Origin of the sequence: Halomonas sp. M4R1S46 (genome assembly GCF_025725685.1) — a bacterium.
Lineage (GTDB): Bacteria > Pseudomonadota > Gammaproteobacteria > Pseudomonadales > Halomonadaceae > Halomonas.
This window is the reverse complement of record NZ_CP107008.1, coordinates 2,275,898-2,297,122: the sequence shown is the minus strand read 5'-3', so window position 1 is coordinate 2,297,122 and position 21,225 is coordinate 2,275,898. Positions and strand designations below refer to the sequence as shown.

Below are 21,225 nucleotides of genomic sequence, written 5' to 3'. Positions count from 1 at the left end.
GTAGGTGTCCACCTATTCATAAGTGGACACCTATCATGAGTGAGTTAAGCGTGTTGGCAACACCCCGGAAGCGTCGCCGCTTCACCGCCGCGTTCAAGGCCAAGATCGTCGAAGCGTGCCAGCAACCCGGCGCCTCGGTGGCCGGGGTTGCCCTGGAACATAGCTTGAACGCCAACCTGGTACACAAGTGGATCCGTGATGCTCGTCGGCGGAAGCCGGAGGACGACTCACTACCGTTTGTCCCGGTACCAATGGCAAGCCCCTTGCCCCCGGCGGCCCCCCAGCATCAGGAGACTGAGTGCATCCGACTCACGATCCCGCACTCTCGGGGGCCAGTGACCGTGGAGTGGCCCGTATCAGCCGCAGAGAGCTGTCGGACGATGCTTCGGGATCTGCTGTCATGATCCGTATCGATGAGATCTGGTTGGCCACCGAGCCGCTGGACATGCGCGCCGGCCCCGATACGGCGCTGGCCCGAGTGGTGAAGGTGTTCGGCGCTGCCCGGCCTCACTGCGCTTACCTGTTCGCCAACCGGCGCGGCAACCGTATGAAGGTGCTGGTTCACGATGGTCTGGGCATCTGGCTGTGTGCCCGGCGCCTGAACCAGGGCAAGTTCCACTGGGCGGAGACTTGGCGCGGGGACCGGCTCGAGTTATCTCCCGAGCAGGTCAGCGCGCTGGTGCAGGGGTTGCCCTGGCAGCGCATTGGGCCGGCAGGGGCCATTTCGGTGCTGTAATATCCGGCAAGTGCCGGCACAGAATGCGGCGCCTGACCATTCGATGATCCGCGCATCCCGCTGCTGCCAGCGGACTGGCATAATCGACGGATGAATACGCCGCCCGACCTGTCCCAGCTCTCACCCGATCAGCTCCGCCAACTGGCGGCAGCGCTGATGACGCAGGTCGAGCAGCAGGGGCAGGCGCTGGAGCAGAGTCAGAAGGCACTGCATCACACCGAGCAGGTCAATCAGAAACTGACCCATGAACTGGCGCTGCTCAAGCGCCATAAGTTCGGCCAGCGCAGCGAACACCTCAACGTGCTGCAGATCAGTCTGCTGGACGAGGTGGTCGACGCCGACATCGCTGCCATCGAGGCCGAGCTAGAGGAACTGGCAAGGCCGATGGCACCACCAGCCAAGAAGACGCCCAAGCGTGCACCGCTGCCTCCCGAACTACCTCGCACCGAGATCCGCCATGATCCGGAGAGCGACCATTGCGCCTGCGGTTGCCAACTGCGGCGGATCGGCGAGGAGATCAGCGAGAAGCTCGACTACACGCCGGGCGAGTTCCACGTCGAGCGCCACATCCGCGGCAAGTGGGTCTGCGATCACTGCGAGACGCTGACCCAGGCGCCGATGCCGGCGCAGATCATCGACAAGGGCATCCCCACCGCCGGCCTGCTGGCCCAGGTGCTGATCGCCAAATACGCCGATCATCTGCCGCTCTATCGCCAGGAGCAGATCTTTGCGCGAGCCGGTGTACCGATTCCGCGCTCGACCCTGGCCGAGTGGGTCGGCATCTGTGGCGTGCGGCTTCAGCCGCTGATCGATGCCTTACGTGACCTGCTACTCAGCGAGCCGGTGCTGCATGCCGACGAGACGCCGGTGCCGATGCTGGCCCCGGGCAAGAAGAAGACCCATCGGGCCTACCTCTGGGCCTACGCCACCACCCCCTACGCCGGGTTGAAGGCGGTGATCTACGACTTCAGCGAGGGGCGCGGCGGCCAGCATGCCCGCGACTTCCTCGGCGTGTGGCGGGGCAAGCTGATCTGCGACGACTACAGCGGCTACAAGCAGAGCTTTGCCAACGGCGTCACCGAGATCGGCTGCATGGCACATGCAAGACGCAAGTTCATCGACCTGCACGTGGCCGGCAAGAGCCAGATCGCCGAACAGGCCATCGACCTCATCGGCCAGCTCTACCAGGTGGAGCGCGAGGCCCAGTCACTGACCGCGGAAGAACGCCAGCAGTTACGCGATACAGGGGCGAGACCGATTGCCGACGCGCTACACCGCTGGATGCTGGCTCACCGGGAGAAAGTGCCGAACGGCTCGGCGACGGCCAAAGCGCTGGACTACAGCCTGAAACGCTGGGCGGCGCTGACACGCTACCTGGATGACGGCGGGCTGCCGATCGACAACAACCGGGTCGAGAACCTGATTCGCCCCTGGGCATTGGGACGCAGCAACTGGCTATTCGCCGGGTCACTGCGCAGCGGCCAGCGTGCCGCCAACATCATGAGCCTGATTCAGTGCGCCAAGCTGAACGGCCACGAACCCTACGCCTACCTGAAGGACGTGCTGGAACGGCTGCCGACGCAAAAGGCCAGCCAGGTCCACGAACTCCTGCCGCAGAACTGGTAAAAACCCGCCTGATCATGTGCCGGTGGTGATGCCCGAACGCTTACAGTTGTACTGATGAAGCCAGGCAGGCAGATGCCTGCCTCGCTCCTCCGAGCTGATGTATGACCGGGCGTAGGCCCATTCCCGCAGCGCGGTCTGAATGAACCGCTCTGCCTTGCCATTGGTGCGGGGCGTATAGGGTCGAGTGCGTTTGCGCTTCAGTCCCAGACGCCGGCACAGGCGGCGGAACGGCTTGGATTTGTAGCATCCACCATTGTCGGTCAGCACGCGCGTGAAGCGAATTCCCAGTCCTCGGTAATAGCGCACGGCCTCCAATAGGGCATAGCACGCACTCCAACCGGTTTCATCGGGATAGCGGGTGCCGAAAGCGACCCGCGAGTGATCGTCGATGGCGATGTGAACATACTCCCAGCCGGCGCCCCGCGTGTTCTGCTGGCGATCGCCGGTGACACGATGCCCTGGGCGTTCGAAGCGGCCGAGTTTCTTGATGTCCAGGTGCAGTAGATCTCCCGGCGCGTCATGCTCGTAACGATTCACGGGACGGGCAGGTGCCAAGGCCGGGAGACGATTCAGCCCCTCGCGTTCGAGGAGCCGTGCGACCGTGCTGTGTCCGATCCCTAACCGCTCGGCGATCTGGCGGTAGGTCTGGCGCTGCTGGCGACGCTCGAGGACCTGCTCGCGAACCTCGGCAGGGACCGCATGAGGGCAGCGACGGGGACGAGAAGAGCGGTTCTGCAGCCCGGCCTCACCCTCTTGCCGGTAGCGGCGCACCCACTTGTAGACCGTCCTCACACTGACACCTTGCGCCTGGGCGACCTCCTCTGGCCGGAGCCCTTCGTCAACGACTCGGCGGACCAGCAGGGCTCGACCATGCGGTGTGAGACGGGCATTCTTATGGGTGTTCATCCGGGCCTCCTGGAGGTTGGTTTGGGTCGCACCTCCAATTGTCCGGGTAGGTTCCGGATGAACAACCTACCGAGAGATCACACCTAGCGACCATCATGCTTCATGCTGGCAAACGGGGAGGACTCCATATACGTACAGGGAGGTATTCACAGCGCCTCCTCGCAGGCTTGTCGACGGATCAGCCCCGAGAGATACCGCTATCTGCGATAGCCCTGGGGTATTAATGTGGAACGGTACAGGGGCACTGTAGGGAGGGAGCCGGTCGAGCCCTCACGTCCAGGAGAAGGCCAACCACAGGGTCCACGCTCCCAGCCCCACCAGCACGGCCCCCGTCCAGCGCGGCATGCGTCCGGCGAGTCGCGCGAGGGCCTCGAGCCAACGCCGGCCCCGGGCGGTATGGACGGCAAGCACCAGGGGGCTGGAGAGCGCCAGGCCGAACACCAGCAGAGTGGCGGCGCCGAAAGTGACGCCCCCACCGGCCGCGGCTCGCGCGGCCGTATCACCGAGCAGCACCGCCAGCAGAGGGGCGGCACAGGCCGGCACATTCAAGCCGAACAACATGCCCAGCCCCAGGCTGCCCGGGGTCCCGGAGAGGCGTGGCAGGAGGCGTGTCACGCGGGCCAGGAACCAGGGCGCGCCGCCACCCAGGTACAGCAGTCCCACGATCACATAGAGGCTTCCCAGCAGGGCCCAGAGACCGTGCTGAAGCCCGGTGAACGCACTGCCGATCAGTGCTGCGAGCACTCCTAGCCCGGCCATCAACGCGGCCCGGGTCAGGGTGAACAGCAGCGTCTGGACGGCCTGAATCCGGCGAGGAAGTCGTTCGAGATGGCGGAGGAACAGCAGGTGGCTACCGACCGAACAGGGCTCGACGAAGCCCAGCAACCCGAGTCCGGCGGCCAGCGGCAAGGCAGCGACGATCTCCAAGACGCTAGTCTGCCGCTGTCACGAGGCTTGCCGAATACCCTGCGCCCTGTACCGCCTCCGCGAGCCGCTCAGCGGGGGTCTGGGCGGTGTCGACCGCCACCCTGGCCTCGCCGCTCTCATGGGAGACCGTGCACCCCTTGACCCCGGGCTGCTGCTCGAGAACGTGGCGGACGATCTCCGCACAGCCGTCGCAGTGCATGCCCCCGACGGTGAGTTTCACTGTCTGCATGCCATTCTCCTTTCGCCTGGTCGTCTCGCCGTGCAAGACCCTGTCGTGTTCCAGCGCATCGAGGATGGAGCAGCACCGCAACGGGCCCTCTCCCGGGCAACGGTCGAGCAACGTCAGCAGCCCGCGACGGATACGCTGGAGCCGCTCGATCTTGCGGTCCACATCCTGGAGCTTGGCGGTGGCTCGCTGCTGAACCTCTCCGGCATCGGTGTCGTGGTCGGCACGCAGCGAGAGCAGCTCGGCGATCTCGCGCAGGGAGAACCCGAGCTCCTGGGCGCGGCGAATGAACTGCACCCGCCGCACCGTCTCATCCGAATAGACGCGATATCCTCCCACTGCCGGGCGAGGGGGCTGTGCGATGAGCCCGCGTCGCTCATAGAAGCGAATCGTCTCGACCCCCACGCCCACCGCCCCGGCCACTTTGCCGATGGTCATGTCACTCATCGCGGTACCCACACGGTAATCTGGAGGCTAGCTTAATCGCCGTACCATGGTACGAGGGCAAGGCCAACGCTCCCAGTCGGTCTCCGCCCTCGAGGGCGGCGAAACCGCGTCGGAGATCGCTGCCCGCCCCGAGGCCATGCGCCGAAGGCGACGGCGTGCTGGTGCCGTTCATGCAGGGGCCTGCCAAGCGGGTGGCGTCGGGTCCGCGTCGGGAGCGGGGATGCTCAGGCGCTGACCCGCTTGGACTCGCCGGCAAAGACACTGAGTCCCAGCCAGTTCTGCATGCTGGCCTGCAGCTGGCGTGCCCCGGTCAGCCGGAGCTTGCCGCTATCGAGCGCCTCCGCCACGGTCATCAGCCCCATCCAGATGGCGGTCATGGTGCGCAGGTCGCTGACCACGTAGAGATCGACATCGTGGCCGGGATCCTTCCTGCACAGGTCGACGGCGCCATCTTCGTTCGATTCGTCGACGATCAGCCACCACTTGGCCCGGCCGGGCGTTACATCGTGGTACAGAAACTGAATCGTGACCCGCTGGGGCGGCAAGGGGGCGGGATCGAGGTTGCGTCGCATATCCCACATCAGCAGCGACGGATCGAGGTTCTTCATGGAGAGCTGCGCTTCCAGCCAGCGCTGCCCCCAGCAGCCCATCGCCATGATCACCGGGCGCAGCTCCTCGCCGGCCTCGGTGAGACAGTAGAGCGGGTTGCCGGTCTCGGGATCGCGCTCGCGGCCCACCACCCCCAGCTCTTCCAGTTCGCGCAGCCGCTTCGACAGCAGGGCCGGCGAGATATGCGGCAGCCCACGGCGCAGGTCATTGAAGCGATGGCTGCCGCTCAGGAGCTCACGGATGACCAGGATGGTCCAGCGGGTGCCGAGCACCTCCGAGGCCATGGCCACGGGGCAGAACTGCTTGTATCCCCAGTCCGTCATCGAAGGGCCCTCCTCGGGTGGCGGGACGTCCGCGGCGCCGCTCGTCCGCCGGGTGCGGTACAGATCGTGAATTCCCGGTCAGCCGGCGGCTCTACTAAGTTTAGCGTGACGATGTCCTCCACGCTCCGCATGGCAAGGTGCCGAGCCAGGGCCGCCACGCCGAGACCCGGAGGCGGCCCTCGCGGTGTGGACGCGGACCGGTGGGGGCGCATACCTCGAACCTTGGCGACGACAGGAGCCCTGACCATGAGAGCGACAACACTCGAGGATACCGAGATCGATTTGACGCCGGACATGCTTGCCGGTTTGCAGATGCAGCTCCAGGGGCCGCTGTTGACGCCGGACGACCTGGATTACGAGGCGTCGCGCCGCCTGTGGAACGCCATGATCGACCGGCGGCCGGCCGTGGTGGTGCGTTGCCTGGGGGTCGCCGACGTAATGGCGGGCGTGCGCTTCGCCCGTGAGCACGACCTGCTGCTCTGCATCAAGGGCGGCGGCCACAACATCGCGGGGCTGGCGGCGGCCGACGGCGCGCTGATGCTCGATCTCTCGCTGATGCGTGGGGTCTGGGTCGACCGCGAACGTCGGGTTGCCCATGCCCAGGCGGGGTGCGAGCTGGGTGACGTGGATCGCGAGACCCAGGTACACGGCCTGGCCACCGTGCTCGGTTTCATCTCGACCACCGGCATCGCCGGGCTCACCCTCGGGGGCGGCTTCGGCTACCTGAGCCGGCGCTGGGGCTATACCACCGACAACGTGCTGGGCATGGAGGTGGTGACCGCCGACGGCCGACTGGTGCATGCCAGTGCCGACGAGCATGCCGATCTGTTCTGGGGGCTGCGGGGTGGCGGCGGCAACTTCGGTGTGGTGACCGGCTTCGACTACCAACTCTACTCCGTCGGCCCGGAGATCGTGGGCGGCCTGGTGGCCTGGCCCGCCAGCGAGGCCCCGGCGGTGCTCGAACTCTATCGCCGCCTGGCCGAGCAGGCCCCGCTCGAACTGACCCTGGTCGCCCTGATGCGCCCGGCGCCGCCGGCGCCCTGGTTGCCCAGGGAATACCATGGCAAGCCGATCGTGGCGCTGCTCGCCTGCTACAGCGGCAACCCGGAGGAGGGAGAGGCGGTGGTCGCACCGATCAAGGCGTTCGGCCGGCCCATCGGCGACGTGCTGGTGCGTCGGCCCTATGCGCAGATGCAGAAGCTGCTCGATGCCACCCAGCCCAGGGGACGGCGCTACTACTGGAAGAGCGAGTATCTGCCGGACATCGAGCCCGCGCTGTGCGACAGGGTCATCGAGCATGCCGGGCGCATCCGCTCGCCGCACTCGGCGGTGATCCTGTTCCAGCTCGGCGGCGCCCTGAACGCGCTCGACAATGACCACTCGGCGGTGGGCAACCGCGATGCGCGCTACGTCTTCAACGTGGGCGGCGCCTGGGAGTCGCCGGACGACGACGCGGCGAACATCGCCTGGGCCCGCGAGGCCTGGCACGACCTGAAGGCCTTCTCCACCGGCGGCACCTACATCAACTTCCTGACCGAGGACGAAGGCCCTGAGCGCGTCGAAGCGGCCCTCGGCCCGGCCCTGCGGCGGCTCACCGAGATCAAGCGCCGCTGGGATCCGGATAACCGCTTCCGCGTCAATCGCAACATCGCGCCCGATTGAGCGAAGGGCGCGGGTGCGCTCAGCGTACGGTCGCAGGCCCGGTGGGCCTCCTCGCGTGTCTCGGCCATCCAGATCTCGTGCAGGTCGGCCTGGACCTCGGGTGACACCACGATCATATCGTTCACCCGGCACAGCATGACAACTGCGTCACATCCTGGGAGAAAGCCTGGGCACAGAGCTTGAGGCCTTCCACCATGGTCAGGTAGGGAAACAGCTCATCGCCGATGGCATGCACCGTCATGCGCGCACGCAGCGCCATCACCGCCGTCTGGATCAGCTCGCCGGCGTTCCCCGCCACCGCCTGGACGCCCAGCAACCGCCCCGAGTCGCGTTCGGCCACCAGCTTGATGAAGCCGGCGGTATCGAAGTTCACCAGCGCACGCGGCACGTTCGCCAGGTCGAGCACGCGAGTCTCCACGCTGACGCCCTGCTCGAGTGCCGCGGCTTCCGTCAGGCCGACGGTGGCCACCTGGGGGGCGGTGAAGATCACCGCCGGCATGGCGCCGAGGTCCAGGGTGGCCTCGCCCCCGGTCATGTTGACGGCGGCGCGGTTGCCCCCGGCGGCGGCCACATAGACGAACTGCGGCTGATCGGTACAGTCACCGGCGGCATGGATGCCCGGTACCGTGGTTTGCAGGTGCTCATCCACCAGAATCGCGCCACGCATGGTTTCCACGCCGATGCCCGCCAGGTTCAGGGTCTCGGTGTTGGGTGTCCGCCCGGTGGCCACCAGCAGTTGATCCGCCTGCAAGCTGCCGGCGTTGGTGTCGACAATGAATGCATTGTCGAGGTAGTCCACATAGCTCGCCTGAGTCTGCTTGAGCACCTCGATGCCCTCGCGGCGAAACGCTGCCTCCACGGCGTCACCCACCGCCGGGTCTTCATGGGAGAGCAGGCGGCTGCGGGCCAGCAGCGTGACCCGGCTGCCCAGCCGGGCGAAGGCCTGGGCCAGTTCCAGGGCGACAGACCCGGCGCCGATGACGATCAGCCGTTCGGGGATGGTGTCCAGTGCCAGCGCGCCGGTGGAGGTCAGGTATGGCGTATCGGCCAGCCCCGGTACCGGCGGCTCTGCCGGACGGGCGCCGGTGCCGATGAAGGCACGATCGAAGCGGACGGTCTGCTCACCGCCCTCGTTCAGCTTGACCGTCAGGTGATGGGCATCGACGAACCGGGCTTCACCGTTCAGCACCGTGATGGCCGGATGGTCGCGCAGAATCTGCTGGTACTTGGCGTCACGCAGTGCCTCGACACGCCGCTGCTGTTGCCGGAGCAGCTTCGCCCGGTCCACCACCGGCGTCCGGGCGTTCACCCCCTCGTCGAAGGGGCTCTCCCGGCGTAGATGGGTAATATGCGCGGCGCGAATCAGGATCTTCGAGGGCACACAGCCCGTATTGACACAGGTGCCGCCGAGGATGCCGCGTTCGATCAGGGTGATGCGGGCGCCGCGCTCGGCCGCCTTGAGGGCCGCCGCCATAGCCGCACCACCGCTGCCGATCACGGCGATGTGCGGGGTCTTGGCATCATTCATGAGGGGAATTCCTTGAAGGAGGCGAGCCGTTGTCCCCACCGGCGTCGCATCGCTTCTTGCGCCAAAGCGCATAGAGGGTCAGGCCGATGAAGAAAGCCAGGGCGGGAAACAGCACAACGTCCAGATAGCCGGTCAGTGTCGCCAATCCGAGGGTACCGAGCAGGATCACCAGGATCGGCGTAAAGCAGCACAGCGCCACCAGGACGGTGCCGATCACGCTCACGCGCAGCAGGGTCTTCGGGTTCCTCATGGTCACTGCGGATCCGCCTCCGAGGGTTTCGGGGTGGCGGGGTACCCGGCGTGGGTGGTGGCCTCGGTCAATGCGTCAACGGACGTCCGGGTATCGTCGAAGGTGACCACGGCCTCACGATTCTCGTAGCTCACCTCGATTTGCGAGACGCCGTCCACCCTGTCGAGGGCGGCCTTGACGGTGATCGGGCAGGGGCGCAGGTCATGCCCGGTACCGACAGCGTCACGGTCTACATGGCGGCCCAGTTCCTGCTCATTCCGCCTGGCCGCACAGCCACTCGGTATCGAAGCGAAAGGCGTTGAGGATGTCGTCCTGGGTGAAGCCGTGTTTCTCGAGGGTGTCCTGCCAGGCTCGGGTATTGCGGTAGTCCAGCAGTTCCTCGGTGAAGGCGTCCCGCAGTGCCTGGGCCTCCGGGGGGAAGGTGAAGGCGCCCCAGCTGCGCACCAGCTCCCCGTCGACCTTCGGGTCCTCGAAGTTCTGCACCACCTCGACCTCCTGGCTGCTGGCGTCCAGCTGGCTCACCGTGAGGCCGGTGCCGGCATAGGCATCCGCGTCCCCCTCCAGCAGGGTAGCGATGGCGGCCTCGTTCTCGGCGATCCGGACCATCCGGGCATCCGGGACGCCCAGCGCTGCCATGATGTCGATCTGGCTGGCGCCCTCGAGGACGGCGACGCGGATGTCGTCGCGCTCGGCGAAGTCGGCGTAGCCATTGATCTCCAGCGGATTCGCGGCGCGCACCAGCAGGCCCTCGCCGTAGGAGGTGTTGGGTGCCGAGAACAGCACCCGCCGACAGCGTGCCGGGCGAATGGCCATCTCGGCGGCGGCCATGTCGAAGCGTCCCTCCTCGAGCCCCGGGATCAGCTCGCCGAAGGGCGTGACCACCCAGTCGATCTGGTCGATCCCCAGTTCCCCCAGGATGTGCCGTGCCACCTCCGGGCCGGCACCGCGTCCCTCGCCATTCTCGTCCAGGTAGCCGTAGGGCACCTCGTTGGCCACGGCCACGCGGATGCTGCCACGCTCCTGGAGTTCCGCCAGGGTCGCCGCCATGGCGAGAGTCGGGGCAAGGGTCAGGGTCAGTGCCAGTGCCCAGCGGGCCCAGGGCGTAGAGAGGGGGCGGCCGGTGCCGTCGGTGCTGCAGTCCATGTCGAATCTCCCGTCCGAGCCGGCACCCCGGTGGCAGAGGTGCCCGTATCAGCCTTCAGCGTAGATGGCGGGGGATGAGGGTGCCACGGGGCGCCGGTCAGCGGCTGAGCTGGAGCTGGCGGTGCTGGCCGGGGGCCAGCGAGACCTGGTGGATCACCACGCGCCGCTTGCCGCTGGCGGGGTCCACCAGGCTGCCCGAGACATAGAACTCGCCGGCGGGCAGGCCACGCAACAGGAAGTGGCCGTTGGCATCGGTGCGCGTGGTATGGGTATAGGCCCGTGCCCGCGGGTCGGCCCGCTCGACGGCGCGGCCGGCCAGGGCCTGTTCGGCGGCCTCGGCGGAGTAGGTGGTGATCGGGGCCACCGAGATCGTCTCGCCGGCGCCCACCACCGTGCCCGCCGCGCTCTCCAGGGACAGGCGGCCACTCAGGGCGGCGCTGCCGGTCTTCTCCAGGGCGGCGTATTCCTCGGCGGGGAAGGCCACCTGGCGGGGAACGCGTCCGCGAGTCCGGTCCTCCGGTTCGCCGATGTCGATCACCTCGGCGGGTCCTTCGCGCTGGGGCAGGCCGGCGGGGGGCAGCATCTGGCAGCCGGACAGGATCAGGCCCAGCAGGGCGATCAGGATGGGGTATCTCATTGCACTCTCCCGGTGGGGTTGGCCCTGTGCGGGGGAGAGAGTAACCAAAAAAGGGGCCACCGCGGTAGCGGTGGCCCCCTTTGATCGGTCGCCGATGGCGACGTCAGGCTTACTGAGCGGCCTTGGTGGCGGTCTCGGTGGCCTGCTTGACGCTGTCTTCGGTCAGCTTCTGGCTCTGCTGGACGAAGTCCTGCTGCAGGGACACGACCTTCTCGGCGTCGCCCTTCAGGCGCTCGGTCAGGTCCTTGGCGATCTTCTGCTGGCCTTCCATGTAGCTGCGCAGGCCTTCGGCGTCCTTGACGTCGAGCAGGGCGCGGACCTGGGCCAGGCCGGTGTCGGTGTAGGCCTTGCCGGCTTCCAGCTGGGCGTTGGCCAGCTTCTCGGCGAAGTCCACGGACAGGGTCGCGTAGGCGCGAGCCGGACCGAAGAACATGGATTCGAACTGCTGGGTGAACTGCTTGGTGTCGAAGTTTTGCATCGTTTGACCCTCCTCGGGGGTGGCTTGGTGAAGGCCTGGGCGGTCCGCCGATGCCTTCCCTCGTCTGTTGCAGTGCACAATAGCAAAGTGATTTGTGCAGTGCAACATGGTCGGATCAAATTCTTTCGGGCCCGTCCGGACGCCTTGCAAGGTGCCCCGGCGAACACCATGGTGACAGGGCAGCCATCCACGAGGAGCCGATCATGAGCGAGCAGCGTATCGAACGCGACAGCATGGGCGAGCTGGAGGTGCCGGCGCATGCCCTCTATGGCGCCCAGACCCAGCGGGCGGTGAACAACTTTCCGGTGTCCGGCCAGGCCATGCCCACGGCCTTCATCCAGGCCATCGCCCGCATCAAGCTCGCCGCGGCACGGGTCAACCGTGACCTGGGACTGCTCGATGCCGAGCGGGCGGCCGCCATCGTGACGGCCGCCGAGGCGGTGATCGCCGGGGACCACGACGACCAGTTCCCGGTGGATGTCTTCCAGACCGGCTCGGGTACCTCGAGCAACATGAACGTCAACGAGGTCATCGCCAACCTGGCCAGCCGCGACGATCTCAAGGTGAGCCCCAACGACCACGTCAACATGGGCCAATCCAGCAACGACGTCGTTCCCACGGCCCTCCACCTGTCCGCCGCCCTGGAGGTGACCCGGGGACTGCGCCCGGCGTTGGTGCACCTCCACGAGACGATCGACGTGCGGGCCGCGGGTCTCGATGCCGTGGTCAAGACCGGACGCACCCACCTGATGGATGCCATGCCGCTGCGCATGAGCCAGGAGCTCGGCGGCTGGTCCAGCCAGGTCGGCCAGGCCATCGAGCGTTTCGACAGCGCCATGCTGCGCCTCTGCCGGCTGGCCCAGGGCGGCACGGCGGTCGGCACCGGCATCAATGCCCATCCCGAGTTCGCCGGGCGCATGGCTCGCGACCTCAGCGAGCAGACCGGCCTGACGCTGTCCCCCAACGACAGCTTCTTCGCCAGCCTGGGGGCCCAGGATGCCGCCGTGGAGCTCTCCGGGCAGCTGCGCGGCCTGGCCTGCGTGGTCATGAAGATCGCCAACGACCTGCGCTGGATGAACTCCGGCCCCCTGGCGGGCCTCGGCGAAATCGAGCTCGAGGCCCTCCAGCCCGGCAGTTCCATCATGCCGGGCAAGGTCAACCCGGTGATCCCCGAATCGGCGGCCCAGGCCGCGGCCCAGGTGATCGGTCTCGATACCGCGGTGACGGTGGCCGGCCAGAGCGGCAACTTCCAGCTCAACGTCATGCTGCCGCTGGTGGCCAACAACCTGCTGACCTCGATCACCCTGATGCGCAACACGGCCTGGCTGCTGGCCGACCGGGCCATCGCCACCTTCAAGGTCCGCGAGGACCACCTGCGTGAGCCTCTGTCGCGCAACCCCATCCTGGTGACCGCGCTGAATTCGGTGATCGGCTACGACGCCGCCGCGGCCATCGCCAAGCAGGCCTACCAGGCGGGGCGTCCGATCATCGAGGTGGCCGAGGAGCAGACCGATCTCGCCCGGGAGGAACTCGAACGACTCCTCGACCCGGCGGCACTGACCCGGGGCGGGATTCCCGAGTAGCCGGCGTGACGTTCCGGCGGGCGGCGAGTGTCATCGCCGTGCAGGGTGACTGCGCGCCGATCAAGTGTCCTGGTCGCGCTCCCTGGCCTCCTCCACGGTGCCCTCGGCATCGCGATGCTCGTCATCGGTGGCCGTCGGGGTCTCATGCTCGTCGGCCCGGGCGGGGCGATAGCAGAGGGTGGCCAGGATCGGGAAGTGATCCGAACCGAAGCGGGGCAGGCGCTGCATCTTCTTCAGCGTGAAGTGCTCGCTGACGAAGACGTGGTCGAGGGGCCAGCGCATCAGCGGGTAGTCCGCATGGAAGGTACTGAACATGCCGCGCCCCCGCCGCGGGTCGAGCATGCCGCCGACCCGGCAGAACAGCCGGGTACTGCGTGACCAGGCCACGTCGTTGAGATCCCCCGCCACCACGGTGGGCTCGGGCTCCTGGTGGATCAGCTTGGCCACCAGCATCAGCTCTCCGTCCCGCCACAGCGATTCCTCGCTCTCGCTGGGGGCCGGTGGCCGAGGATGCAGGGCATGAAAGCGGATCCGGTCGCCGCTCTCGAGTTCGACCCCGCAGTGGATAGACGGGATGTCGTCCTGGATCAGCCACTTGACCGTAGGGTCGACGAGCGGGCGGCGCGAATACAGGTGCATGCCATAGAGGTTGTCCAGGGGGATGCGCACGGCATGGGGCCAACCGCCGTTGAGCCCCTCGTCGAGGTGCTGCCCCCACCAGTCATCGGACTCCAGGGTCAGGACCAGGTCGGGATCCTGTTCGCGGATGATCGCCAGCAGGGCATCGCTGTTGCGATTGGGGGTCAGCACGTTGGCCACCAGCAGGGTCAGGCAGCGATCGGGGCGATCGTCCCGGGCGGCCTTGACCTGGACCGGCCACAGCGGCGTCCAGGGCAGGACATGGCGTAGCTGCACGGCGAGCACGGCGCATCCCGCCGCGGCGATCCACGGAGTCGCGGCCGGGTCGGCCAGCGGTGAGGCGAGGGCGCAGCCGGCACCGCCCAGGCCGATCTGCAGACGCGGGAACTCGCAGGCCCGTAGCCACCACCAGTGCCCGGGGACCCGAGCGATCAGGCTGGCCAGCAGCAGGACGGCGGCGAGCCCACCGAGCAACCATTCGACCATGTCGCGTTCTCCCCCGAAATGACGTTCGGCAGGTGCGCTTCCTGCCGCGCCCGCTTCCCGAGGGTAATGCCACCGGCCTCAGGCCGCGAGCTCGGTGCGGCGGTGGGCCATGTAGTCTGCCAGACGCGCGACCTGGACGGGGGAGAGATGCAGGCCGAGCTTGGTCCGGCGCCAGAGGATGTCCTGGGGTTCGCGGGCCCACTCCTGGGCCATCAGGTAATCCACCTCGGCGGTGGTCAGGCCCGCGCCGTAGGGTTCACCCAGCGCTTCCTGGGAGCGCTTACCTTCCAGAAAGCGCAGGCACAGCGAGCCGTAGCTGCGGGAGAAGCGGCGCACCTGGGCCGGGCTCAGGAACGGGAAGTCGGCGGCCAGCCGTTCGCGGAAGCGCGCCTGGTCACCGATGTCCCCGCCGGGCAGGGGCGCCTCGGCCGTCCAGGGTCCGCGCATCGCCGGCAGGTGCGGGGCCAGGGCGGTCATGGCCGCCTCGGCGAGCTTGCGATAGGTGGTGATCTTGCCGCCGAACACCGACAGCAGCGGCGGGCCCTGGGTATCCAGATCCAGGGTGTAGTCACGGGTCATGGCGGAGGGCTCGGCGGATTCATCGTCGCATAGCGGACGCACCCCGGCGAAGGTGCGAATGACATCGTCCCGCGTCAGGGGGCGGCGGAAATGATCGTTGACCACCGAGAGGAGGTAGTCGATCTCTTCCTCGCTGGTCTCGACGCGGGCGGGATCGCCCTCGTAGCGCCGGTCGGTGGTGCCCACCAGGCTGAAGTCCTCATCGAAGGGCAGCACGAAGACGATGCGCTGGTCGGTGTTCTGCAGGATGTAGGCCCGGTCGTCGTGGTTGCGGCGGGGCACGATCAGATGGCTGCCCTGGATCATGCGCACGCTGTAGCGGGAGGGCCGGTGGGCCGTGTCCTTGACCACGCCTTCCACCCAGGGACCCGCGGCATTGACCAGGGCGCGGGCCCGTCGCCGGAAGCGTTGACCGCTATCCAAGCCCTCGAGCTCGATCTGCCAGTGGCCGTCGACCTCGCGGGCGTCGACGCAGCGCGTGCGCACCCGGACCTCGGCCCCCATCTCCCGGGCCTGCAGGGCATTGAGGACCACCAGGCGGGCGTCATCGACCCAGCAGTCGGAATACTCGAAGCCGCGGCGGATGTCCGGACTCATGCCCTGGGCCGGCGTGAGCCTGATGCCACGCGAGCCCGGCAGCTGCTGGCGCTTGCTCAGGTGATCGTAGAGAAACAGGCCGGCACGCAGCATCCAGGCCGGGCGCAGGTGGGAGCGGTGGGGCAGGATGAAGCGTAGCGGCCAGATGATGTGCGGGGCCTTGGCCAACAGGACCTCGCGCTCCCGCAGGGCCTCCCGCACCAGGCGAAACTCGTGGTGCTCCAGGTAGCGCAGCCCGCCATGGATCAGCTTGCTGCTGGCCGACGAGGTGGCGCCCGCCAGGTCGGCCTGTTCGCACAGGCCCACCGAGAGGCCCCGCCCGGCGGCATCGGCGGCGATGCCGGCGCCGTTGATGCCGCCGCCTATGACGAAGAGATCCAGGATGTCATGGGTCGTTGTCATGGAGTGCTCCGCACCGGCCGGGAGACCGGGATGTCTGAAGGTGACCAAGATATGTTTGAAAACGAAAATAAAGCAATTGAAATCGAACATCAAGCGATGAGGCCTGGGTGACAGGGCTATCGCAGTTGGTCTGACGAGGGGCGCCGGCGGACGAAGGGGCCCACCGCAAGGGCGGGCCGGCGAGTCAGGCGAGGTGGAGGGTGACGTCGTGGGCCTGCAGCAACTGCAGGATGCGCTCGGAGGGCTGGCGGTCGGTGAACAGGGCATCGAGCTGGGCAAGGTTGCCCTGGCGCACCACGGGGTTGCGCTGGAACTTGGAATGGTCGGCGGCCAGGTAGACCTGCCGGGAGTTCTGGATGATGGCCTGGGCGACCCGCACTTCCTGGTAGTCGAATTCCAGCAGCGAGCCGTCCTCGTCGATGCCGCTGATGCCGATGATGCCGAAGTCGACCTTGAACTGGTTGATGAAGTCGATGGTGGCCTCGCCGATGATGCCGCCGTCCCGGGAACGGACCTGGCCGCCGGCGATGATCACGTTGAAGTCTTCCTTGCGCTGCAGGATGGCGGCCACGTTGAGGTTGTTGGTGATGACCTCCAGCCCGTGGTGATCCAGCAGCGCCTCGGCGACCACCTCGTTGCTGGTGCCGATGTTGATGAACAGCGAGGCATGGTCCGGGATATGGCTGGCGAGCAGGGCCGCGATGCGCTGCTTGGCCTCCAGATTGAGGGTCTTGCGCATCGAGTAGGCGGTGTTGACCGTGCTCGACTCGAGGCCGGCCCCGCCATGGACGCGTCGCAGCTGTCCCTCGCCGGAGAGCCGGTTGAGGTCGCGGCGGATCGTCTGGGGGGTGACCGCGAAATGTTCGGTGAGCTGTTCGATGCTGGCGTAGCCCTGCCGGCGTACCAGGTCGACGATGCTGTCTTGGCGCTGCTGTGGGTTCATGCTGACTCCTTGATCGCCGGGATTCTACGCCATCCCGTCGGCCGCTGCAGGGGCGCTTTCCCCGATCCTCTTGCGGCGAAAGTCGTAGGCCGGAGGCGGGGTTGTCAATTGAGCGTCATCGGCCACTAGCGTAGTCTTTTGATCATAAGCGAACATTTTCGTTGTGGAAAACGAAAGTGCTCCCCGGCTCAACGACACCAGGATGCATCGCCATGGCCTCTTACCTGCTTGCCATCGACCAGGGCACGACCAGCTCCCGGGCGATCCTCTTCGATCGCGACGGCCACAGCATCGCGACTGCCCAGCGCGAGTTTCCCCAGCAGTTCCCCGCCGATGGCTGGGTGGAGCACGACCCCGAGGCGATCTGGGACAGCGTGGTGGCGACCTGTCGCGAGGTGATCGCGCACCCGGGCGTGGGCCTCGAGGCGATCGCCGGCATCGGTATCACCAACCAGCGCGAGACCACCCTGCTGTGGGATCGGCAGACCGGCGAGCCCCTCCACAACGCCATCGTCTGGCAGGACCGGCGCACCGCCGATCGCTGCCAGGCGCTGCGCGAGGCGGGGCACACCGGCCTCGTCCAGGCGCGCACCGGGCTGCTCATCGATCCCTACTTCTCGGCCACCAAGCTGGCCTGGCTGCTCGACAACGTCGAGGGCGCCCGGGAGCGGGCGGAACGCGGCGAGCTGGCCTTCGGCACCGTCGACACCTTCCTGATCTGGCGACTCACCGGCGGTTGGGTGCATGCCACCGATGCCACCAACGCCTCGCGCACGGCACTGTTCGACATCCATGCGCAGCGCTGGGACCCGGAGCTGCTCGCGCTGTTCGACATTCCGGCGAGCCTGCTCCCCGAGGTGAAGGATTCCAGTGACGACTTCGGCCGGGTCCGGGCCGACCTGCTGGGCGGAACCCTGCCGATCGCCGGGGTCGCCGGCGACCAGCAGGCGGCCCTGGTGGGGCAGGCCTGCTTCATGCCGGGCATGGGCAAGAGCACCTACGGCACCGGCTGCTTCATGATCGTCAATACCGGGGAGCGGGCCGAGATCTCCCGCAACCGGCTGCTGACCACCGTGGGCTATCGCCTGAACGGCGTGCCGACCTACGCCATGGAAGGCAGCATCTTCGTCGCCGGGGCCACCGTCCAGTGGCTGCGGGACGGGCTCAAGCTGTTCGCCGATGCCGCCGAGACCGAGACCCTGGCCAGCGAGACCCGGAGCGGTCACAGCGTCTACCTGGTGCCGGCCTTCACCGGCCTGGGCGCACCGCACTGGGATCCCAAGGCTCGGGGCGCCATCCTCGGCTTGACCCGGGATACCGGCATCGGCGATATCGTCGCCGCGGGGCTCCAGGCGGTCTGCTACCAGACCCGGGACCTGCAGGTGTGCATGAGCGACGACATGAGCACGCCGCCGGGCACCCTGCGGGTGGATGGCGGCATGGTGGCCAACAACTGGCTCATGCAGTTCCTGTCCGACATGCTGGGCGTCCAGGTGGACCGCCCGGGGATCCTCGAGACTACCGCCCTGGGGGCGGCCTACCTGGCCGGCCTGCGCCTGGGCTGGTACCGGGATCTCGACGAGATCGCCGCCCTCTGGCACTGCGAGCGCAGCTTCACCCCGACCATGGACGAGGCCGAGCGCGAGCGGCTCTATGCCGGCTGGCTCGAGGCGGTGAACCGGGTCCGCTGCACGCCGGAGCAGGACACCCCAAGTTCCTGATCCGGCGCGACTTGACCGCCTCGTGGCGGGAAAAAAGGGGTTGCATTTCCCGCCCGGCCCAGTAGAATACGCAACCGTTGTCACGGCGAATGCCGCCGGGGTACGTAGGACCATAGCTCAGTTGGTTAGAGCGCCACGTTGACATCGTGGAGGTCGGCGGTTCAAATCCGCCTGGTCCTACCAGCGCTTCCCAGACGACCTTCCGTTGCAGGACCATAGCTCAGTTGGTTAGAGCGCCACGTTGACATCGTGGAGGTCAGCGGTTCAAATCCGCTTGGTCCTACCAGATCCCGAGACGCCCCCAAGGTCCACCGCACCTTGGGGGCGTCTTGCGTTAGGGCCGCTCGCCGCCAGGGCGCGAGCCCACGGGCACCGGGAGCATGTTCCTGATGACGGCGCTCAGCCGTATGGCGGAGACGCTTCCCCTGCCTGGGCACCATCCTATTCAACCGTCATGCCGTTTGAACCCTCCGGTCGCCGAGAGCTAGCTTTCAAGGAGGACGAGGGCATTTTGCGATGCTTCGCCGATCCGGGCCGGCCACTTCGCCGGGCCGGTCGATTCCGCGATTGCAGGAGGTGCCTCATGGCGGTCTCCCATCACCTCTTCGAGCTGGCGCTGGACGATGCCGCGCTGGAGGGCGACCTGCTGATGCCGGAGCAGCCGAAGGGCCTCGTCGTCTTCGCCCATGGCAGTGGCAGCAGCCGGCTCAGCCCCCGCAACCAGCAGGTGGCACGCTTCCTGGCCGATCAGGGCCTGGCGGCGCTGCTCTTCGACCTGCTCACGCCGGACGAGAACATCATCGATGAGCGTACCCGGGCGCTTCGCTTCGATATCGACCTGATCTCGCGGCGGCTGATCGGTGCCGTGGACCGCGTCAGCCGGGCGAGCGAGACCCGCAGCCTGGGCATCGGGCTGTTCGGGGCAAGCACGGGGGCGGCGGCGGCGCTGATCGCCGCCGCGGCGAGGCCGGAACAGGTGCGGGCGGTGGTTTCCCGCGGTGGGCGAGTCGACCTCGCCGGCGACCAACTGGCGGCGGTGCGCGCGCCGACGCTGCTGCTGGTCGGCGAGAACGACCCGACGGTGTTGCGGCTCAACGAGCAGGCGCGCCAGGGTATTCCGGGGCGCTGTGAGCTGGTGGTGGTGCCCGGCGCGACCCATCTCTTCGAGGAGCCGGGTACCCTGGAAGCGGTGCAGGAACATGCCGCCCGCTGGTTGCTCGAGTGCCTCTGATCCCCTGGACTGGGGGAGGTGGGTGTCAGGTCAGGTCAGGTCGGTGTTGGCGACGAAGACCTGAACCAGCCGCTCGATGCCGGCCTGATCGGCCGGGGTGAAGCGACCTCGCTGCGGGCTGTCGAGATCCAGCACGCCCCACAGGCGGTCGTCGACTACCACCGGCACCACCAGTTCGGCGTTGGAGGCGCTGTCGCAGGCGATATGGTCGGCGATGGCGTGGACGTCATCGATGCGCTGGGTCTCGCGGGTGCGCGCCGCGGCGCCGCAGACGCCCTTGCTGAAGGGGATGGGGTGGCAGGCCGGCTTGCCCTGGAAGGGGCCGAGACCCAGCATCTCGGGCTCGCGGTGCAGGTAGAAGCCGACCCAGTTGAGCGCCGGCAGTTCCTGCATCAGAAAGGCGCAGGTCTGGGCACTGTTGGTCAGCCAGTCCCGGTCATCGAGCAGGGCATCGAGCTGGCGCGCGAGCAAGGCGTAGTCGGGGGTGGGCTTGGTCATATCGTTTCCTTCAACGAACGGGGCCGGCGTGGAGCCGGCCCCGGAGTTTTTGTCGAAGAGGGTAATTCGGATATGCGTTATGAGCGAAGAGAGGCTGGTCGCCGCCGGAGCGCAGCTCCCGGAGTGTAGCCTGCTACATGAGGAGAGCGAGCACTGCCGGCGGCCAGGATGGCTAGGTTCGTTCCCGACGAACCAACGCACTTCCCACCTCCATGTGGGTCGTCGAGCGCAATAGCATATCCGTTTACCCTCATTTCCAGCCGGGGACCGCCGCGCCCTTGAATAGCTCCTCGGCCTTGGCGGCGACCTCGTCGCGCTGGTAGGCGTCGACCAGCTGCTGGATGGCCTCGCGATCCTCGTCGCCCGCGCGCACCGCGATGATGTTCACGTAGGGCGATTCCGGCCCCTCGCTCACCAGGGCGTCGTCCAGGCTCAGGCCGGCCGGCTGGGCGAAGGTGTTGTTGATGAACGCCATGTCCACGTCGGGCAGGACGCGGGGCAGCTGGGCGGCCTCTATCTCGCGGAAGTCGAAGTTGTGCGGGTTCTCGACGATGTCCAGCGGGGTGGCTTGCAGGTTGCTTGGGTCGTCGAGGGTGATCAGGCCCTTGTTGTGGAGCAGGATCAGTGAACGGCCCTCGTTGGTCGGGTCGTTGGGCAGGGCGATGGTGGCCCCGTCCGGCAGTTCCTCGAGGCTGTCGTACTTCTCGGAATAGGCGCCGATCGGATAGACGAAAGTGCGACCGGCGATGGCGAAGTCGTAGCCGCGATCCTCGACCATGGACTGCATGTAGGGCTCGTGCTGGTAGGCGTTGGCGTCCAGGCTGCCATCGGCAAGGGCGGCATTGGGCGTCACGTAGTCGGTGAACTCGACGAGCTCGACCTCCAGGCCATACTCGCGCTCGGCGATGTCGACCGCCACCTGCATGACGTCGGTCTCGGGGCCGGCCACGGTGCCGACCTTGATGCTGTGCTCGTCGGCATTGGCCTGGCCGATGGCCAGCGTCAGGGCCGAGGCGGCGAGGGTGCCGATCAGGGCATTGCGCATGTC

At 67.3% G+C, this 21,225-nt stretch carries 21 protein-coding genes, 2 tRNA genes and 1 pseudogene; 9 read left to right on the top strand and 15 right to left on the bottom strand.

The genetic code is table 11. The features are described from left to right. The first annotated feature begins 35 nt into the window (after window positions 1-35). From tnpA to tnpC, 3 genes are all read left to right on the top strand, one after another. Window positions 36-404, top strand: coding sequence for an IS66-like element accessory protein TnpA (gene tnpA, locus OCT48_RS19595; RefSeq protein ID WP_412031006.1), 369 nt, complete (start codon window positions 36-38; stop codon window positions 402-404). Next, entirely contained in the window at window positions 401-736 is a 336-nt protein-coding gene (tnpB, locus tag OCT48_RS10870) for an IS66 family insertion sequence element accessory protein TnpB (RefSeq protein WP_263589179.1), read from the top strand. Before tnpA ends, tnpB begins: the two co-directional genes overlap by 4 nt. Before the next feature lie 90 nt (window positions 737-826). Continuing rightward, window positions 827-2,362, top strand: coding sequence for an IS66 family transposase (tnpC, locus tag OCT48_RS10865; protein WP_263589178.1), 1,536 nt, complete (start codon window positions 827-829; stop codon window positions 2,360-2,362). Between the two features lie 12 nt (window positions 2,363-2,374). On the opposite strand, the gene OCT48_RS10860 is transcribed toward tnpC, so the two are convergent. The 4 genes from OCT48_RS10860 to OCT48_RS10845 all read right to left on the bottom strand — a co-directional run bounded on the left by OCT48_RS10860 (window position 2,375) and on the right by OCT48_RS10845 (window position 5,800). Beyond that, on the bottom strand, window positions 2,375-3,268 hold the full coding sequence (locus tag OCT48_RS10860; protein ID WP_263589177.1) for an IS481 family transposase: 894 nt from the start codon (window positions 3,266-3,268) through the stop codon (window positions 2,375-2,377). 270 nt (window positions 3,269-3,538) lie between these two features. After that, window positions 3,539-4,195, bottom strand: coding sequence for a cytochrome c biogenesis protein CcdA (locus OCT48_RS10855; RefSeq protein ID WP_263589176.1), 657 nt, complete (start codon window positions 4,193-4,195; stop codon window positions 3,539-3,541). A 4-nt stretch (window positions 4,196-4,199) separates the two neighbouring features. Further along, the gene (locus OCT48_RS10850; RefSeq protein ID WP_263589175.1) at window positions 4,200-4,868 is read right to left on the bottom strand and encodes a MerR family transcriptional regulator; all 669 of its coding nucleotides are present in this window, start codon (window positions 4,866-4,868) and stop codon (window positions 4,200-4,202) included. 224 nt (window positions 4,869-5,092) lie between these two features. Further along, window positions 5,093-5,800, bottom strand: a complete 708-nt coding sequence (locus OCT48_RS10845) for a winged helix-turn-helix transcriptional regulator (RefSeq protein WP_263589174.1) — start codon at window positions 5,798-5,800, stop codon at window positions 5,093-5,095. Window positions 5,801-6,046: 246 nt separating this feature from the next. On the opposite strand from OCT48_RS10845, the gene OCT48_RS10840 reads away from it, so the two are divergent. Continuing rightward, a complete protein-coding gene (locus OCT48_RS10840; RefSeq protein WP_263589173.1) occupies window positions 6,047-7,462 on the top strand; it encodes an FAD-binding oxidoreductase in 1,416 nt (471 codons plus the stop codon). Window positions 7,463-7,583: 121 nt separating this feature from the next. Here OCT48_RS10840 and merA read toward each other — a convergent pair whose 3' ends face one another. The 6 genes and pseudogenes from merA to OCT48_RS10810 form a co-directional block, all read right to left on the bottom strand. Further along, complete coding sequence (gene merA / locus OCT48_RS10835; protein ID WP_263589172.1) at window positions 7,584-8,990, bottom strand: mercury(II) reductase; 1,407 nt, start codon at window positions 8,988-8,990, stop codon at window positions 7,584-7,586. After that, entirely contained in the window at window positions 8,983-9,240 is a 258-nt protein-coding gene (merF, locus tag OCT48_RS10830; RefSeq protein ID WP_263589171.1) for a mercury resistance system transport protein MerF, read from the bottom strand. Before merF ends, merA begins: the two co-directional genes overlap by 8 nt. Window positions 9,241-9,242: 2 nt before the next feature. Continuing rightward, window positions 9,243-9,466, bottom strand: a pseudogene (gene merP / locus OCT48_RS10825) (mercury resistance system periplasmic binding protein MerP); the annotation flags it as partial. A 26-nt stretch (window positions 9,467-9,492) separates the two neighbouring features. Next, window positions 9,493-10,383, bottom strand: a complete 891-nt coding sequence (ehuB, locus tag OCT48_RS10820) for an ectoine/hydroxyectoine ABC transporter substrate-binding protein EhuB (RefSeq protein ID WP_263589170.1) — start codon at window positions 10,381-10,383, stop codon at window positions 9,493-9,495. A 97-nt stretch (window positions 10,384-10,480) separates the two neighbouring features. After that, window positions 10,481-11,020 carry a carboxypeptidase-like regulatory domain-containing protein gene (locus tag OCT48_RS10815; protein WP_263589169.1) on the bottom strand — a complete coding sequence of 180 codons (540 nt, stop codon included), beginning with the start codon at window positions 11,018-11,020 and terminating at the stop codon, window positions 10,481-10,483. A 109-nt stretch (window positions 11,021-11,129) separates the two neighbouring features. Then, the gene (locus tag OCT48_RS10810) at window positions 11,130-11,498 is read right to left on the bottom strand and encodes a phasin family protein (RefSeq protein WP_263589168.1); all 369 of its coding nucleotides are present in this window, start codon (window positions 11,496-11,498) and stop codon (window positions 11,130-11,132) included. 203 nt (window positions 11,499-11,701) lie between these two features. Between OCT48_RS10810 and OCT48_RS10805 the strand changes: the two genes are divergently transcribed. Beyond that, window positions 11,702-13,081, top strand: coding sequence for a class II fumarate hydratase (locus OCT48_RS10805; protein ID WP_263589167.1), 1,380 nt, complete (start codon window positions 11,702-11,704; stop codon window positions 13,079-13,081). Window positions 13,082-13,141: 60 nt separating this feature from the next. On the opposite strand, the gene OCT48_RS10800 is transcribed toward OCT48_RS10805, so the two are convergent. From OCT48_RS10800 to OCT48_RS10790, 3 genes are all read right to left on the bottom strand, one after another. Continuing rightward, on the bottom strand, window positions 13,142-14,206 hold the full coding sequence (locus tag OCT48_RS10800) for an endonuclease/exonuclease/phosphatase family protein (protein ID WP_263589166.1): 1,065 nt from the start codon (window positions 14,204-14,206) through the stop codon (window positions 13,142-13,144). 78 nt (window positions 14,207-14,284) lie between these two features. Next, entirely contained in the window at window positions 14,285-15,784 is a 1,500-nt protein-coding gene (gene glpD, locus OCT48_RS10795; protein ID WP_263589165.1) for a glycerol-3-phosphate dehydrogenase, read from the bottom strand. Window positions 15,785-15,968: 184 nt separating this feature from the next. Further along, window positions 15,969-16,727 carry a DeoR/GlpR family transcriptional regulator gene (locus OCT48_RS10790; protein ID WP_263589164.1) on the bottom strand — a complete coding sequence of 253 codons (759 nt, stop codon included), beginning with the start codon at window positions 16,725-16,727 and terminating at the stop codon, window positions 15,969-15,971. A gap of 212 nt (window positions 16,728-16,939) precedes the next feature. Between OCT48_RS10790 and glpK the strand changes: the two genes are divergently transcribed. The 4 genes from glpK to OCT48_RS10770 all read left to right on the top strand — a co-directional run bounded on the left by glpK (window position 16,940) and on the right by OCT48_RS10770 (window position 19,679). Then, window positions 16,940-18,448 (top strand): glycerol kinase GlpK, encoded by a 1,509-nt coding sequence (gene glpK / locus OCT48_RS10785; protein ID WP_263589163.1) that lies wholly within the window; start codon window positions 16,940-16,942, stop codon window positions 18,446-18,448. 106 nt (window positions 18,449-18,554) lie between these two features. After that, window positions 18,555-18,631, top strand: a tRNA-Val gene (locus OCT48_RS10780). Between the two features lie 26 nt (window positions 18,632-18,657). Beyond that, window positions 18,658-18,734: transfer RNA gene (locus OCT48_RS10775), tRNA-Val, on the top strand. Window positions 18,735-19,031: 297 nt separating this feature from the next. Then, window positions 19,032-19,679: a dienelactone hydrolase family protein gene (locus OCT48_RS10770; protein WP_263589162.1), complete on the top strand. Its 648-nt coding sequence runs from the start codon at window positions 19,032-19,034 to the stop codon at window positions 19,677-19,679. A gap of 30 nt (window positions 19,680-19,709) precedes the next feature. Here the strand turns inward: OCT48_RS10770 and OCT48_RS10765 are convergent, their stop codons facing one another. Together OCT48_RS10765 and OCT48_RS10760 are read right to left on the bottom strand one after the other, a co-directional pair. Then, complete coding sequence (locus OCT48_RS10765) at window positions 19,710-20,177, bottom strand: GAF domain-containing protein (protein WP_263589161.1); 468 nt, start codon at window positions 20,175-20,177, stop codon at window positions 19,710-19,712. 250 nt (window positions 20,178-20,427) lie between these two features. Next, a complete protein-coding gene (locus OCT48_RS10760) occupies window positions 20,428-21,222 on the bottom strand; it encodes a MetQ/NlpA family ABC transporter substrate-binding protein (protein WP_263589160.1) in 795 nt (264 codons plus the stop codon). Between the last annotated feature and the right edge of the window lie 3 nt (window positions 21,223-21,225).

Coding starts and splice junctions, on each gene's coding strand:
- tnpA (WP_412031006.1), top strand. CDS start 36: ATGAGTGAGTTAAGCGTGTTGGCAACACCCCGGAAGCGTCGCCGCTTC.
- tnpB (WP_263589179.1), top strand. CDS start 401: ATGATCCGTATCGATGAGATCTGGTTGGCCACCGAGCCGCTGGACATG.
- tnpC (WP_263589178.1), top strand. CDS start 827: ATGAATACGCCGCCCGACCTGTCCCAGCTCTCACCCGATCAGCTCCGC.
- OCT48_RS10860 (WP_263589177.1), bottom strand. CDS start 3,268: ATGAACACCCATAAGAATGCCCGTCTCACACCGCATGGTCGAGCCCTG.
- OCT48_RS10850 (WP_263589175.1), bottom strand. CDS start 4,868: ATGAGTGACATGACCATCGGCAAAGTGGCCGGGGCGGTGGGCGTGGGG.
- OCT48_RS10845 (WP_263589174.1), bottom strand. CDS start 5,800: ATGACGGACTGGGGATACAAGCAGTTCTGCCCCGTGGCCATGGCCTCG.
- OCT48_RS10840 (WP_263589173.1), top strand. CDS start 6,047: ATGAGAGCGACAACACTCGAGGATACCGAGATCGATTTGACGCCGGAC.
- merA (WP_263589172.1), bottom strand. CDS start 8,990: ATGAATGATGCCAAGACCCCGCACATCGCCGTGATCGGCAGCGGTGGT.
- merF (WP_263589171.1), bottom strand. CDS start 9,240: ATGAGGAACCCGAAGACCCTGCTGCGCGTGAGCGTGATCGGCACCGTC.
- ehuB (WP_263589170.1), bottom strand. CDS start 10,383: ATGGACTGCAGCACCGACGGCACCGGCCGCCCCCTCTCTACGCCCTGG.
- OCT48_RS10815 (WP_263589169.1), bottom strand. CDS start 11,020: ATGAGATACCCCATCCTGATCGCCCTGCTGGGCCTGATCCTGTCCGGC.
- OCT48_RS10810 (WP_263589168.1), bottom strand. CDS start 11,498: ATGCAAAACTTCGACACCAAGCAGTTCACCCAGCAGTTCGAATCCATG.
- OCT48_RS10805 (WP_263589167.1), top strand. CDS start 11,702: ATGAGCGAGCAGCGTATCGAACGCGACAGCATGGGCGAGCTGGAGGTG.
- OCT48_RS10800 (WP_263589166.1), bottom strand. CDS start 14,206: ATGGTCGAATGGTTGCTCGGTGGGCTCGCCGCCGTCCTGCTGCTGGCC.
- glpD (WP_263589165.1), bottom strand. CDS start 15,784: ATGACAACGACCCATGACATCCTGGATCTCTTCGTCATAGGCGGCGGC.
- OCT48_RS10790 (WP_263589164.1), bottom strand. CDS start 16,727: ATGAACCCACAGCAGCGCCAAGACAGCATCGTCGACCTGGTACGCCGG.
- glpK (WP_263589163.1), top strand. CDS start 16,940: ATGGCCTCTTACCTGCTTGCCATCGACCAGGGCACGACCAGCTCCCGG.
- OCT48_RS10770 (WP_263589162.1), top strand. CDS start 19,032: ATGGCGGTCTCCCATCACCTCTTCGAGCTGGCGCTGGACGATGCCGCG.
- OCT48_RS10765 (WP_263589161.1), bottom strand. CDS start 20,177: ATGACCAAGCCCACCCCCGACTACGCCTTGCTCGCGCGCCAGCTCGAT.
- OCT48_RS10760 (WP_263589160.1), bottom strand. CDS start 21,222: ATGCGCAATGCCCTGATCGGCACCCTCGCCGCCTCGGCCCTGACGCTG.